Source organism: Corallococcus sp. 4LFB, from assembly GCF_046520365.1.
GTDB classification, from domain to species: Bacteria; Myxococcota; Myxococcia; order Myxococcales; family Myxococcaceae; genus Corallococcus; species Corallococcus caeni.
The window spans coordinates 1-14342 of the sequence record NZ_JBKGHJ010000199.1 but is presented as its reverse complement, the minus strand read 5'-3'; the positions used below and the strand labels follow the sequence as shown (position 1 = coordinate 14342).

General features: G+C 71.8%; 12 protein-coding genes. 7 read left to right on the top strand and 5 right to left on the bottom strand.

Annotated elements, in window-relative coordinates; genetic code table 11:
* The coding region (locus ACLEQD_RS21515; RefSeq protein WP_410386267.1) for an adenylate/guanylate cyclase domain-containing protein at positions 1-616 on the bottom strand (616 nt) is incomplete at its 3' end.
* Positions 617-992: 376 nt separating this feature from the next.
* Between ACLEQD_RS21515 and ACLEQD_RS21510 the strand changes: the two genes are divergently transcribed.
* Genes ACLEQD_RS21510 through ACLEQD_RS21485 form a run of 6 tightly spaced genes read left to right on the top strand, consistent with a single transcriptional unit; the run spans position 993 to position 7277 of the window.
* Complete coding sequence (locus ACLEQD_RS21510) at positions 993-1811, top strand: hypothetical protein (protein WP_410386265.1); 819 nt, start codon at positions 993-995, stop codon at positions 1809-1811.
* Between the two features lie 4 nt (positions 1812-1815).
* On the top strand, positions 1816-2628 hold the full coding sequence (locus ACLEQD_RS21505) for a TIGR02452 family protein (RefSeq protein WP_410386263.1): 813 nt from the start codon (positions 1816-1818) through the stop codon (positions 2626-2628).
* A gap of 57 nt (positions 2629-2685) precedes the next feature.
* The gene (locus ACLEQD_RS21500) at positions 2686-3303 is read left to right on the top strand and encodes a carboxypeptidase-like regulatory domain-containing protein (RefSeq protein ID WP_410386261.1); all 618 of its coding nucleotides are present in this window, start codon (positions 2686-2688) and stop codon (positions 3301-3303) included.
* A 26-nt stretch (positions 3304-3329) separates the two neighbouring features.
* Complete coding sequence (locus ACLEQD_RS21495; protein WP_410386260.1) at positions 3330-4025, top strand: hypothetical protein; 696 nt, start codon at positions 3330-3332, stop codon at positions 4023-4025.
* Complete coding sequence (locus tag ACLEQD_RS21490; RefSeq protein ID WP_410386258.1) at positions 4022-4945, top strand: carboxypeptidase-like regulatory domain-containing protein; 924 nt, start codon at positions 4022-4024, stop codon at positions 4943-4945. The genes ACLEQD_RS21495 and ACLEQD_RS21490 overlap by 4 nt, the downstream gene beginning before the upstream one ends.
* Before the next feature lie 55 nt (positions 4946-5000).
* Positions 5001-7277 (top strand): carboxypeptidase regulatory-like domain-containing protein, encoded by a 2277-nt coding sequence (locus tag ACLEQD_RS21485; protein ID WP_410386256.1) that lies wholly within the window; start codon positions 5001-5003, stop codon positions 7275-7277.
* Between the two features lie 39 nt (positions 7278-7316).
* On the opposite strand, the gene ACLEQD_RS21480 is transcribed toward ACLEQD_RS21485, so the two are convergent.
* The 4 genes from ACLEQD_RS21480 to ACLEQD_RS21465 form a co-directional block, all read right to left on the bottom strand.
* Positions 7317-8777, bottom strand: a complete 1461-nt coding sequence (locus ACLEQD_RS21480) for an ATP-binding protein (protein WP_410386254.1) — start codon at positions 8775-8777, stop codon at positions 7317-7319.
* A 202-nt stretch (positions 8778-8979) separates the two neighbouring features.
* Positions 8980-10245, bottom strand: coding sequence for a hypothetical protein (locus ACLEQD_RS21475; RefSeq protein ID WP_410386252.1), 1266 nt, complete (start codon positions 10243-10245; stop codon positions 8980-8982).
* A 127-nt stretch (positions 10246-10372) separates the two neighbouring features.
* On the bottom strand, positions 10373-12790 hold the full coding sequence (locus ACLEQD_RS21470) for a hypothetical protein (RefSeq protein ID WP_410386250.1): 2418 nt from the start codon (positions 12788-12790) through the stop codon (positions 10373-10375).
* 51 nt (positions 12791-12841) lie between these two features.
* Positions 12842-13645 (bottom strand): GNAT family N-acetyltransferase, encoded by an 804-nt coding sequence (locus ACLEQD_RS21465; RefSeq protein WP_410386248.1) that lies wholly within the window; start codon positions 13643-13645, stop codon positions 12842-12844.
* Positions 13646-13744: 99 nt separating this feature from the next.
* Between ACLEQD_RS21465 and ACLEQD_RS21460 the strand changes: the two genes are divergently transcribed.
* The gene (locus tag ACLEQD_RS21460; RefSeq protein ID WP_410386246.1) at positions 13745-14173 is read left to right on the top strand and encodes a hypothetical protein; all 429 of its coding nucleotides are present in this window, start codon (positions 13745-13747) and stop codon (positions 14171-14173) included.
* The last annotated feature ends 169 nt before the right edge of the window (positions 14174-14342 follow it).

Here is a 14342-nt window from a genome sequence, read left to right as displayed (position 1 = left end):
CGCGCGCGACGGGCATCCCCAGCCGCGCCAGCTCCGGCTGGATGCGCGCCCAGGCCGCGCCGCTCAGCAGCACCTGTCCGCCATGGCCCGCGTCCGCGACCCGCGCCGCGATGTTCACCGGAGGCCCCAGGTAGTCCAGCCGGTGGGTGGAGGGATCCAGGCGGCAGTCGGGCTCGCCCACGTGCACCCCCATGCGCACGCGCAGCCCCCGGTGCGACAGCCCCTCCGGCGCGTGCTCCTCCGCGGCGTCCGGCTCCTCCAGGAGCGGCTCCGGCCAGCTCGCGTGCAGCAGCGCCTCCTGCGCGCGCAGGCACCAGTGCGCCGCCTCCACCGGGGACGCGAACGCGACCATGAAGGCGTCGCCCTGGGACTTCACCTCGTAGCCGCCGGTGCCCAGCAAGAGCGCGCGCAGCACGCCGTCATGCAGCTCCAGCGCGTCGCGCATGGCCTGGCCACAGCGCTCCCACAACCGCGTGGACCCCTGGATGTCGGTGAAGACGAGCGCCACCGCACCGGTGGGCGGCAGGTTCCGGGCATGCGGCGGCGGAGCACAAGCGGAGGGCGCCTCGTCGGCCGGGGGCTCGACGACCGTGAGTCTTCGGAAGGCCTCTCCCATCTCCCGCTCTCCCCGATGCCAGGAACCCCCACCCCCTCCCACCCTCCTGCTGCCCGTGAGGGTGACGCCCGTGCCGCTGGCGCTTCACATGGAAAGCAGTACGGGCCGGAACGGCAACGCGCACCTGCCGGGCGGGGTCGTGCGCTTCCAGTGAGCACTTGTCATCGCGCCGCGCGCGCATCCATCACTGGGCGACACGCGCATGACCCCACGGGGCCTGCCGCCCACGCACGCCACCTGCCTGCCCGCCTGCCTCGGGCCGCCGGGGTCTGGCGGGCCCCATTCCAAGGAGGACGGGGGGCCGTGTTAGGACGGAGACACGTCCCGTCCCCGCGGCAGGAGCGCGAGGGCGCGACGCCTCTTCCTGGAAGGACTCATGCGTTCGACTTCGGCACTGGCGTTGATGATGGCTTCCCTCGCGGTGGGCGCGCTGTCGGCTTGCGGCGACGACACGGACAAGACCCCGGACGCGGGCACCGGGACGGACGCGGGCACCGACGCGGGCACGAGCACGGGCAACGGTCAGTGCCCGGCCTCCGCCATCTTCTGCGAGAACTTCGACAACGGTGACAACGGCTGGAAGCAGCCGGACGACTACCACCACGCCACCGTCACCATCGACGGCACGCGCACCCGCTCCGGCAGCGGCGCGGTGCACGTGAAGACGGACCCCGGCTACAACGAGGACACGGGCCTGGGCCAGGAGGCCATCGCGCACCTGCGCAAGGACATGCCGGCGTTCGGCACGAAGCTCTACACGCGCGCGTACGTGTACCTGGGCCGGGCCGCGCCGGAGGGCGTGATGGGGACGTACTTCATCCTCTTCTCCCCGAAGGAGAGCGACTTCGGTGGAATCGAGCTCCAGGGAATGAAGAGCGGCGCCTTCGCGCTGGATGACTGGAGCGGCATCAAGGGCACGGGCTGGAACTACCAGGACGACCTGGCGGTGACGGTGTCGCCCAACCGGTGGACGTGCATCGAGTGGGGCGTGGAGCGCGAGAGCACCTCCGCCACCACGGGCCACGCGCTGGTGTGGGTGGATGGCAAGCAGGCGTTCGACTTCCCGAACGTGGGCATCCGGCCGTTCACCAACTTCGGGGTGGGCTACGGCTTCGTGCACCCGAAGGGCGACTCCGAGTCGGAGACGTGGATCGACGACCTCGCGGTGGCGCCCGAGCGCATCGGCTGCGAGTGACGCCATGCCGCTGAACCGCGTCGCGGACGAGACCCTTCGCATCCTGGACGAGGGCCGCTACACGCCGCTCTCCGGGGGGGAGGTGTCCCTTCGCGACGCGGTGGCGCACGCGGTCCAGGGCACCGTGCTGGTGCGCCCCGGGGACTTCGAGCACCTGACGCGGCCCGCGCCGGTGCCGGGCTTCACCCTCGAGGTGACGCCGGAGAAGACGGGCGACGCCGCGCGCCGGCTGGTGGAGCAGGAGGGTGAGCGGCGGGTGCTGGCGCTCAACTTCGCGTCGGCGGTGAACCCGGGGGGCGGCTTCCTCACGGGCGCGAAGGCGCAGGAGGAGGACCTGGCGCGGTGCTCGGCGCTGTACCCGTGCCTGCTGAAGTGGCCGGAGTACTACGACGTGAACCGCAAGCTGCGCTCGCCGCTGTACACGGATCACTTCATCTATTCGCCGGACGTGCCGTTCTTCCGCAACGAGCACTACGACCTGCTGGAGCGGCCCTTCCTCGTGTCGCTGCTCACGGCGCCCGCGCCCAACGCGAGGCAGCTGCCGGCGGGGGACCCGGAGGTCGCGCAGCAGCTGAGGGACGTGCTGTTCGCGCGGGCGCTCAAGGTGTTGCGGGTGGCGGCGCACCACGGGCACCGCACGCTCATCCTGGGAGCCTGGGGCTGCGGCGCGTTCCGCAACAACCCGCACGACGCGGCGGAGGCCTTCGCGCGAGGGCTGTCCACGATGGCGGGCGCGTTCAGCCGCGTGGTGTTCGCGGTGTACGAGCGCGATGGAAAGGGGCCCAACCTGAGCACCTTCCGCGAGCGCTTCGGCTGAGGGGCTGTCCCGTGTGCTCGCGCGCTTGCTAGCGTCGGGCGCATGCGATGGAGCTGGGTGGGGCTCGTGGTCGGGGTGCTCGCGTGCGCGGGCACGTCGAAGCAGGGACCGGTGCCGGTGCCTGAAGTGGCGCGCACCGAGGCCGCGCCCGCGAGCGCGGTGCTCACGGTGCTGGCGAAGGACGCGAAGGGGCAGCCTCTTCCTGGCATCCCGTTCCGGATCCGGCAGGCCATGGCGGATCCTCCCGAGGTGTACTGGGGCACGACGGACGCCCGGGGGCAGGCCCGGTTGAAGGTGCCGCCCGATTGGTACGTCTTCACCGCCGAGGCCTCGGGCTTCCAGACCTTCGTGGATCCGGACGTGCGGCTCGGGCGCGAGCATCCCGCGTCGGTGACGATGACGCTGAGGCCGTCCGCCTCGGTTTCCGGCCGCGTGGTGGACGGCGCGGGTCAGCCCCTGCGGGCCGTGTCGCTCTCGTGGATCCCCGCGGACACGACGGCGCCAAGGCTGGACCTGGTGGGGAATCCGGATGGCACCTTCCGCTTCGAAGGCATGGGGCCCGGCCCGGGCGTGTTGCTGGCGCGGCGCAAGGGCTACAGCGACGAGCGCCAGGTGTTCGACGCGCGACCGGCGGAGTTGAACCTGGCCCTGCGCGAGCAGGGCGCCTGCGGGTGACGGCCTTCGGTCCGGAGGGGCGGCCGGTGAGCGCGCCCCAGGTGAAGGTCAAGGCGCTCGACCCCGTGTCGAAGGAGGGCGCCTGGATCGACGACACGGTGAAGGACGCCCGGATGTATCGGGGGCTGGAGGCGGGGCGCTACCGCGTGACGTTCACGCATGCGATGGATGGGAGCGCGGAGTGGATGACATCCTCGGAGGTCGAGGTCGTGGCGGGACAGACCCGTGAGGTGGCCCTCCGCTTTGATGGCGTCGTGGAGCGTGCACCGCTCCGGGGCCGGGTCGTCGGCAGGGATGGCCGGCCCGCGGCGGACGCGTGGCTGAGTGCCTCCCTGGGTGACGAGAAGAAGGACGTCTTCGCGAGCGAGAACTCCACCCGGACCGACGCGGAAGGGCGCTTCACGTTGGAACACCTGCCGCGCGGCCCTGTTCACTTGAAGGTCCACCGGGGGGACGCGAAGGTCGAGCTCGGTCCGGGCGGGGAAGGCATTTCGGTGGAGCGCAAGGCGAGCCCCTTCGTGGAGGGACGTGTGCTGGGCGCGGATGGAAAACCGCTGAGCCGGTTCACGGTGAACTCGAAGCACTACGAAGCTCCGGACGGTCACTACCGGTACACGCTGGAGCGGTCCGGGCCCGAGGGGCTGTCTTTCAGGGCGGAGGGACTGGCGGCCACACGCAGGCGCGTGGAGCCCCTGGAGGAGCGGACCGTGCTGCCGACGTGATCCTGAAGCCAGGGCGCGACGTGCGTGTCCGGCTCGTGCGGAAGGACGGGCAGCCGGCCCTGTCGAAGGGATGGGTGCGTTTCCAGCCGCCGCCAGGGCGCGAGTCGACGTTCGTCTGGGATTATCCATTCATCAAGGTCGAGGCGGACGGACGGTACTTGCTGGAGAACGTGCCACGCGAGCCGTTCATCCTCGAGGCAGAGACGGAAGCGGACGGAACGGCCTCCCTGCCGTTGAGTGCGGACGTGACGGACGTGACCGTGCCGCTCGTTCCGCCTGCCCACCTGGAGGGGACGGTGACGGATGAATCAGGACGTCCATTGCCGGGCACCCGCTTGATGATCGGGTGCGAAGTCTATCCCGACGAATTGCCTGTCACTGACGCGGAGGGACGGTTCAGGCGGGATGTCGTTTCCGGGCGCGAGTGCGTATTGAGCGTCTACGACACGGGCGGCCCATCTGGTTGGCCCTCGCCGCCGCTGCGCGTCTTCTGGCCCCGGCACTTCACCAGCGGCGGTCCGGGAGAAACGGTGCGGGTGGACCTGCGTCCGCGCACGGGGCCCGCATCCGTGCAGGTCCTGTTTCCAGGCAGGGGAGAGTGGCACCGGGTCCTGCTCGTTCCTGGAGACGTCCCGATGCCGTCGACGATCGACGCCATGCGGGCGTTGATGAAATCCGCGGTCGAGCCGGATCCAGGTCCCGCCGAACCACGGCCGGAGCGCAAGGACGCGAACTGGAGCGACCGCTCGTGGCATGAGCCCCGATTCAGCCACCTGCCCCTGGGGCGTTACACGGTGTTCGTGCTCGAAAGCAGTGCGGAGATCTTCGCGCTCCGCTACCCCGTGAACCTCACGGAGCCCGGCGTCCACCGCTTCGAAACGCCGCTCCCTGAAAGAGGCGGTGTGCACTTCGTCGACTGACAGGGACAGCGCTTCGTCGTGCCCTGCTAACCTGCGGGGCATGCGATGGAGCTGGGTGGGGCTCGTTGTCATGCTGCTCGCGTGCGCGGAGGCGCCGCGTCCGGTGCGGACGAAGACCCGGTGGCCCGTGGAAGAGGCGGCGTTCACCGTCCGGGTCGTGGATCCGGCGGGACAGCCCGTGCCCGGCGTGAAGCTGGTGGCTCGCCGCGCGGACCATGGGAGCCTGGTCTCTCGGTCGGGCACTTCGGACGCGACCGGGACGGTGCGGCTGCACGTGATGCCGGGCTGGTACGTCGTCCAGGCCGAAGCGCCTGGCTTCGTGAACCTGCTCCATCCGGACGCACGGATCGCTCCCGGGGCGGAGACCCGGCTCGAGCTGACGCTGATGCGCGCGGTGCCGTTCGCGGGGCGCGTGGTGGACCTGGAAGGACGGCCCGTCGCGGGTGCCCGGCTCCGGCTCACTCCGTCCGGCGATGGGGATTCATCGCTGCGTTCCGAGAGCGATGCCGAGGGACGCTTCCACTTCGACAACGTTCCCGCGGGCGCCGTGAAGCTTCGCGCGGAGAAGGACGGATGGAGCCCCACGCGGCTGGAGCTTTCAACGCCGCAGACCGAGTTGACGGTGGTGATGGGCGGACTCGGCTCGCTGCGGGTCCGGGTGCTGGGGCCCGATGGCCGGCCATCACCTGAAGGTTCCGCTTCGCTCTCCTCGATGGATGAAGCGCGCCCCCTGGCGCTGTCCCCAGAGCGGACGCCCGAAGCGACCCTCTTCCAGGAGCTTCCCGCCGGGCGCTATCGCGTCACGGGCCGGTACGCACCCGCGCAGGACTGCTGGTGGGATCGTTCCGTCGAAGTCCAGGTCGCGCCGGGCGCACGGGCGGAGGCGACGGTGAGCTTCGAAGGGAGCCAGGGGCTGGGCACCTGGCGGGCGCGTGCCGTGGATGCCATGGGGCAGGGCCTTGGTGGCGCCACGGGAATGCTGTGGACGTGGAATGCATCGCAGTCCGAGCTGGAGGCGTACGGCGGATGCCACTTCCAAACGGGAAGGGATGGGGAGTTCGTCATCCAGGGCCTGTTGGAGGCCCCCTCCACCATGTCGCTGACGGTTCCCAACAGGCGCCTTGATTGGAAGTCGCAAGGGCCACCGCCCCCGGGGACGGGCGAAGCGCTGGTGTTCCGCGAGGCCTTCGGAGGTCTGGAAGGCCGTGTCGTGCGTCCGGATGGGGTGCCCGTGGGGTACTTCGAAATCGACGGACACTCCCAGCACGGTCGGGAAGGCAGCTACCTGTATTCCGTGTCGATGACCCACGTCTACCAATGGGTCATCGAGGTGCTGGGCTTCGCCCCCGCCCTCGTGCGCGCGGAAGGGCGGGACGGGGAGCTGCTCAAGGTCCCGGACGTCATCCTCGACGTGGGCCGCACCGTCCACGGGCGTGTCGTCGCCGAAGATGGTTCGACGGGCATCCCGATGCAGGAGGTTGAACTCGTGGAGGTCTTCGACCTGGAGGGCCACGGTGGGCGTCACCCCTGGACGGCGCGGACCGACGCGGATGGGTACTTCCGGTTCGAGCACGTGGCCAGCCGGCGCCAGTTCCTGCGCGTGGACGCGAAGGCGCGGGGGACCGTCCTGCGTGAACTCGGACCTGATGAGGAATCAGTGAAGCTGCGGCTCGTGCCCGGTGTGGAACTCGAAGGCGCCGTGACGGATGGTGCACGCGTTCCCCTGGTCAGGGTGAACCTGAAGGTCCGCTGCGAGGGTGGGTTCAGGGTGAGCGCCGAGAGCGACATCGCGGGCAACTACGCGGCGCACATCCCGGGGAACCGTTCGTGCTTCGTGCACGCCGAAGGCAGTCCCCTGAACGTGCCGGTGCCCCGGCCGCCTCCGATGTCCTTCTCGCCGAAGCTGATCCGCCTGGCCCCGGCCACGCATCACCGGTTGGACCTCGTGCCCAGGCAGGGACCCGCCCTGCTGCGCGTGAGCGTCAACGCCTCCCGCGAGTTCGTCACCGCGTTCGTCCTGCCGGGAGAGGTTCCGTGGCCGCGCTCACCGCGGGCCCTGGATGCCGCCATCCGGGCGGGTTTCGGACCGGAGCCGATGCCGGAAGCATGGACGTCAGAGGACGGGGACTCCCTCATCGCCCCGAACTTCCTGGTCGGGGCGGACTTCGACTTCGGGCACCTGCCCCTGGGGCACTACACGCTCTTCATCCGCGAGGAGATGGACGGAGCCGACGGCCTCCTGCGCATCCCCGTGGACCTGTCCCGGGCCGGTGTGCATGTCGTCGACTCGGAGCGGCCCGCTCAAGGAGGCGGGAGGCCGTACATGCGCTGACGAGGGTGGGGGAACGCCGCTCGTGCCCTGAAACCCGGCCTACGCCCCCTCCACCGGCAGCGTCACCACGAACGCCGCGCCGCCGCCGGGCGCTTCCTCCACCCAGACGCGGCCGCCGTGCGCTTCCAAAATCTGCCGCACGATGTAGAGCCCCAGCCCCAGGCCTCCCGTGCGCGCGGAGCCCTGCACCTGGGCGAAGCGCTGGAAGATGCGCTCGCGCTCGGCGACGGGAACTCCCGGACCGCCGTCGCGCACCGTCAGCCGCAGCAGGCCGTCCTGCTGGCGCAGCGCCACGTGCACCGGCGTGCCCTGGCCGTAGCGCAGCGCATTGGCGATGAGGTTGCTCACCACCTGCTCCATCCGGAGCTTGTCGAACCGGCACGGCGCCGGCCCCTCCACGCGCGCGTCCAGCTCCACCCCGGCCTGCTTCGCCTCGTCCGCGAAGCGCCCCACCAGGTCCTGCACCAGCGGCGCCAGGTCTCCGCTCGCCAGCTCGAAGTCCAGCTTGCCCGTGCGGATGCGGCTGACGTCCAGCAGGTTGTCCAGCAGCGCCGCCAGCCGCTTGAGCTGCCGGTCCGCCGCGTCCAGCCGCCCCGTGACCTTCTCGGAGCCCATGGGCTCGTGGGCCTTGGACTCGGACAAGCGGCGCAAGAGATCCACCTGCAAGCGCAGGGACGTGAGCGGCGTGCGCAGCTCGTGGCTCGCCACGGACAGGAAGTCGTCGCGCGTGCGCACCGCCTCCTGCAACGCCTCCTCCGTCTCCTTCAGCGCCGTGATGTCCAGGATGGCCCCGCGCACCACCATCACCTTGCCGTTCGCGTCGCGGATGACGCGCGAGCGGCTGATGAGCCAGTGCCACGAGTCGTCCGGCCAGTGCGTGCGGAAGGTGGAGGAATACGACAGCACGTCGTTGTGGAAGATGGCCGACACCTGCGCTTCCACCCCCGGCCGGTCCTCCGGGTGCAGCGACGCCAGGAACTGCTCGTGCGTCCACTCCTCCAGGGGCTGCGGGTAGCCGTAGAGCCGGTCATGCCCCTCGGAGCGGAACACCTGCCCGGTGACGAGGTTCGTCTCCCAGACCGCCATCTGCGCGGACTCCAGCGCCACCTGGAAGCGCTCGCCCAGCTGGCGGAAGCGCTCCTCGGTGCGCGCGACCTCGTTCTCCGCGCGCTGACGGCGGGTGATGTCCGTGGCCAGCACCCACATCTCCCCGCCCACCGGCCGCACGGACAGCTCCAGCCAGACGCCCGACGGCAGCTCCGACAGGAACCGGGCGGGCTCGCGCGAGGTGAGCGCGTCCAGCAGCCGCTCGTGCAGCGTCGTGCCGGCCAGCATCGGCTGCGCCGCCCACGGCGTCATGCCCTGGCAGGTGTTGTACGGCAGGCCCAGCAGGGACGCGGCGCGGTGGTTGAGCTCATGGATGGTTCCCTGCGCGTCGAGCGCCAGGAACGCCTCGGCCATCATCTCCCGCAGGACCTGCAGTCGGGTCTGCGCGGACATGCTGGCCTCGTCGGCCGGAAGCGGGGGCAGGTGGGTGTCCTTCGGCATGCGCGAGGAGGCCGTGTCCGGCGAGGACGGCTCATCCTTGGAGGCATGGCGGACAGCTTCGAATGGACCACCGGGCAGGGGACTCATCGATTTGCACGCTCCCGCACGCCCCCCGCGCCCGTCAAGAGAGCGCGGGGGCCGTCCAGTCCGTCTGTCAGCCCAGTGGATCCGTGAGGGGTTCAGGCATGACCCACAGCTCCGTGGGGCGGGCGTAGGCCTGGTCGAACGCGAAGAGGATGCCGTTCCAGCGGTCCCAGAAGTCCGCCCAGCTGTACTCACACGGCGGGGCGGTGAGCGGGTTGCCGTCGCGGTCCGGCTGGGCGTACGCGTAGTCCGCGTAGGTCCAGCGCACCGTGCCGAAGTCCGTCATCAGGAACGGCGTCAGCGCCTGGAGCACGCCCGCGCGGGACACCTCGTCGGTGGGCGAGCCTGCGGGCGTGAAGACGGGCTGGGCCTGGTCGCGCTGCTCGCGCCAGGCGACGAAGTTGGTGCCCATGGCGATGAGGGCGTCGCGGCGCGCGGGCGTGGGGGCCAGCCGGGCGTCCTCGTAGAGGGCGAACGCGGCGATGAGCAGGCTCTTCCAGTGCATGCCGGGGAAGAGCAGGTCCATGCGGGTGGGGCGCGGCGAGTCCTCCGCGTGCGCGACGGCCCAGGTGTACGCCTGCTGCGCCTCCGCGTTGACGGCGTCCGCCAGCGTGAACTCGGAGAGCACGCGGGCGGACGTGATGGGCCCCGTGGCGGCCGCGCGCCAGTCCAGGTACAGGCGCGCCGAACCGCCGATGTCGTTGAAGATGGCGAGGTTGCCCTCGTGGAGCGTGCGCTCCAGCGTGATGACGACGGCCTCCGTCTTGTCGAGCGGCGCCACGCCCGGGGCGCTCCAGTACAGCGCGCCCATGCGCGACGCGGTGGCCAGCAGGACGCGCGAGTCCGCGAGCACGGCGAAGTTGAGCGAGCTCGTCAGCACGCTGAGGGCCGCGGCCGCGTCCACGGTCAGGCCCTGGGCGATGAGCTGGAGGGACAGGTCCTGCAGCCGCAGCCGCACCACGCCGCTCAACCCCAGCCGGTCCAGCGCGTTCGTCAGCGACAGTGAGGGCTGGAGCCGCGCGGCGTCGATGAAGTGCCGCGCGAGCGCCGCGCTGTACATGCCCTTGCCGCCGGCCTGGGACGCGTGCGGCGCGAAGGTGAACCAGGTGGGGCGCGCGCTGCTGGTGCCACCGGGTTGCAGCGTGGGGTCGATGATGCCGCCCAGCTCGTACGCGATGCCGATGTAGCCCAGCGTGATGGTGCGGTTGTCCTCCAGCGGCGTGGGCGCGGACTGCGCTCGGGCGGAGGCGGAGGTCAGGACGAGCAGCGCGCCCAGGAGCGCGCCAGGGAACGTGAAGGTGGAACGGCGCACGTCGGTGCGAAGAGGAGTCGCCACGGTGGAGGTCCAGGGTGGTGGGGGGAGGCTCAAGCTAGGCAGCGCGGACGCCGGTCCAACCCCGGGGCACGGGGTTGGACTCATGCAGCGTTGAATGGACAACCCTTTCGGGAGCAGCCGCGAGGGGTCAGCCCCCAACTCCCGTGAGCGCACCGGTCTTCCGGGGAAACCGGCGGCGGCGCAGGGCCTCGGCCACCGCGAGTCCCAGGCAGGTCACGGCGAAGAGGCAGCCGCCCGGAAGCACGCCCGGCGCGCGGTAGCGCAGCTCCACGCGGTGCGAGCCCCGAGGGGTGGGCACGGCGCGCACCGCCACGTTGGCGGGGAGCAGGCGCGTGGGGGCGCCGTCGAGGAGCGCCGTCCAGCCGGGCTGCCACGCGTCGTTGATCACCAGCACCGCGTCCCCGGAGGCGTCCACGTCCACGACGAGGTGTTCCGGCGCGTCCTGTTGACGCGCAGGTGGCCTTCCAGGGGCGCGTCGCTGGCGGGGGAGAGGGCGGGGTCGCCGCACTCCGACCGCGGCCTGCGTGCTGGCGCGGAAGGCCGCGTCGCGCAGCAGGTCGAGCGCCGCCGCCGCGTCCGGCACGCACCGGGGCTTCGCCAGGGACAGGCGTGGTCGCGCGTCCGGGTGCTCCACCAGCAGCAGCTCGAAGGCGGGATCCTTCGCCACGATGACGCCGGGCTTGTGCTTCAGGGCGTCATGGTCCGCCGGGGTGTAGGCGCTGAAGCGCACGCCGTAGACGGGCAACAGCTCGGTGAAGAGGCCGGGGGTGGCGTCCTGGAGGTGCAGCACGCGCGGGCTCGCCGCGGGGAGGTAGGCCTCCGCGGTGCCGACGCCCCACAGCGCGGGGCTGTCCGGGACCAGCATGGCGCGCGACATGAGCGCGACGCTGTCCTGGTACTCGAAGCCTTCGAAGCGCGGCAGGCGGAAGCGCTGGATGCGCGACGCCACCCGGGGGACGGAGGTGCCGGTGCGGTCCGCCCAGGCCTTCACGGTCTCGATGAACGGCGGTGGGCTGTCGAGCAGCTCCTCGGTGCCGAGGATGCAGAGCGGCTCATTCGCCGTGAAGGCCGCGCCCAGCTGTAGCGCCATCAGCACGGCCATGCGCGGGCGGGACTCCGCGAGCCCCGGCAGGACGAGCGCGCAGCCCACCGCGAGGCCCGCCGCGATGAGGCTCGCGGTGCTGAACGCATGGGAGAGCGTGTCCAGCGTCGGCGCGGGGACCTGGGGCCAGCGCGCGAGCACGAACGCATGCGACCACGCGCCCGCCGTGCGTTCAGCGATCGCCACGAGGGCCATGAGCCCGGCGAGGACCCCGGCCGCGCGAGCCGCCCACCGCATGCGCTCCGGCGAGGCCACGACGGCCTTCCAGCCGAACCCCGCGAGCAGCGCGAGGCCCAGGGCCAGGTGCACGACCAGCTTCTCCGGATAGCGGAACGGCCGCCACAGCGGCAGCACGCGGTAGAGCAGCGCGTAGAAGGGCAGGGCGGAGCCCAGGGCCAGCGCGAGCAACGCGCTCCACGCCGCGACGAACGGGGCTTGGCGGCGCAAGGGGAGGAAGCGCAGCCCCGCCACGGCGAGCACGAACACCGGCACGCCGATGAACAGCGACTCCGACCACAGCGTGGAGAAGCCGCCGGTGTGCAGGAGCGGCTTGACGAGCTCCTCCGGCACGGCGCGCTCCACGGCGGTGTTCGCCAGGAACGGCCCCAGCAGCGACTCCGGCAGGCGCAGCGGATCCACCGACCAGCGCAGCGCGTCCTCGACGGAGCTGGCGCCCGGAGCACCGCCCGCGAACACCGCCACGCCCGCGAACAGCTGCGGCGCGGCCACTCCCGCGCCCAGGGCCACCAGCCCCAGCCCCCGCCGCACGAGGACCGCGCGAGGCCCGTCTTCCGTCAGCGCGAGGAGCAGCACGAACGCGTTCGCGAACGCATAGGCCCAGGTGTCTCCCGCCAGGAGCACGCCGCCCAGGCCCAGCGCGGCGACGGCGGCGCGAGCGGGCGTGGCCTCCCGAAGGAAGCGGACCGCGGCCCAGAGCGCGAAGGGCAGGGTGGCGCCCGCCATCAGGTACGCGAGGCTGCTGGTGAGGCTCACCATGTAGCCGCTGAACGCGAACGCGAGCCCCGCGAAGAACGCACCGGCCCGGGGCACCGCGTACAGGCGCAGCAGCGCGTACGTGCCCAGCAATGCGAGCGGCGGGCACAGCAGCACGGTGAGCTTCATCGCCGCGCCGGTGGACAGCACGAGCCCCAGCCACTGCGAGGGATGGAACGCGGCGGACAGCATCGTCCCCGGGAAGGACTGGCCCAGGCCGTCGAAGGGATACCAGCCCGGGAAGTCGCCGTGGGACACGCGCTCCGCCCAGTAGCGGCGCAGCGGCGCGTAGACGAGCAGCATGTCCCGCCCGGTGAAGACCTGCGCGCTGAAGACGGCCCGGTGGAAGAACAGGCACGTCAGCCCGAGCGCGGCCCCCACGACGGCCCACGCCGCGCGCGGACCGGGGACTCGTGGCTCGGCGCGCTCAGGGGAGGCGGGGGGCTCCATGGGGACGCGGATTGTTTCCGGTCCCAGGTGCTGCGTCCAGCGAGTGATGCCTCACGCTTCCTTCGGCGGCGCGAAGTACGAGCAGAACGTCGTCACGTCGCGGTAGCCCATGCGGCGGTAGACGGGCGCGCCAGCGGCCGTGGCGTGCAGCACCGTGCGCTCCAGTCCCCACGCGCGCTTCGCCTCCTCCAGCGTACGCCGGAGGACCGTCTCCGCGGCACCCTGGCGACGGTGCTCCGCGAGCGTCGCCACGAGCGCGATGTAGACGACGCCGTCCACGCGCAGCGCCGCGGTGGTCGTCGCGGGAGCGCCGTCGTGACAGCCGACGAAGGCGCGGCACTCGGGGCCGTAGATGCCCGGCGCGGCCAGGGCCTCCCGCCCCAGTGCCCGTGGCACGTCGTAGCTGGCGGAGTTCACGTCCGCGATCGCGTTGCGGCCCCACTCATCCCGCACCTGCCGGAGGTCGAGCGGCGCCAGGGGCCGCACCGGTTCCCGCAGCCGCTCCGCCACCATGCCCGTCGTGAGCATCCCCGGCTTGAGCCCCCGCGCGGCGAGCAGCGCGTCCGCCCGCTCACGCAGCGCCGGGGAGAGCCAGTCCGGCGTCAGCGTGAAGGCCCAGCCGTTGGGGCCCTGCGCGAAGTAGCTCGCGGCCGAGTCCACCGCGCGCTCCAGCTCCGCCTCCGTCTCCACCGGCCGCGTCAGGAACGCCATGTTCATCAGGGACCACGCCACGCGGCCCGCCGCGATGAACACGTCCGTCCGCTCCACTACCTCCCCGCCGGGCAGGCCCAGCGCGAACAGCCTCCAGGCTCCACGGAACTGCGCGTGCGATTCGTCGATTTCGGCTCGGGACATGGGCCTGCCTCCAGCTGGGTCAAGGGCGTTGGATTCTCCGCATTCGTGGAGGCCCGCGTCTACGTGCGCCGGGGGAGGGGGCCTGCTAAAGCGAGCGGCATGAACCCCATGGAAGGACAGCCCTGGCAGACGACGTGCCGGGTGTGCGGCAGGCAGACCTGTCCGAAGACGGAGGCGGTGGCCTCCTGGATGCGGACGATGCTGGACCGCGTGCACGGGACGCAGATGCGCGGCGCGGGACAGCGGGGCCTGCGCGAGGCCCTGGCCATGGAGGGCGTGCTCATCACCACGCACCTGGAGGTGTGGTCGCGGGCGCTCGAAGGCGTGTGCCCGGACTGCATCGCGGAGGTGGCTCCGGAGACGGACGCGCGGCTCCAGGATCCGGAGGCGATGCACGAAGCGTCGCTGGAGCGCTGGCGCACCTCCGCGCCGGAGCTGGTCAGCGACGCGGTGGAGTCCGCGGTGGACGACGTCCTCGAAGCCGCGCGCGAGGCCGCCACGCGCGACAAGCCGACGAACGGCGCATGAACGCGAGGGGCCGCGCGAATCAGCGCGGCCCAGGCGCGTTCAGGCCCACAGCTCCTGCTCCAGCGTGTCGAGCAGCGCGAGCGCGACCTCGGGCGTGGGCAACCCCGCCTCGGTGACGAGCGCGGCGTCGAGCGGCACCGCGACCTCCGCGCGCAGCAGGGCCACCGCG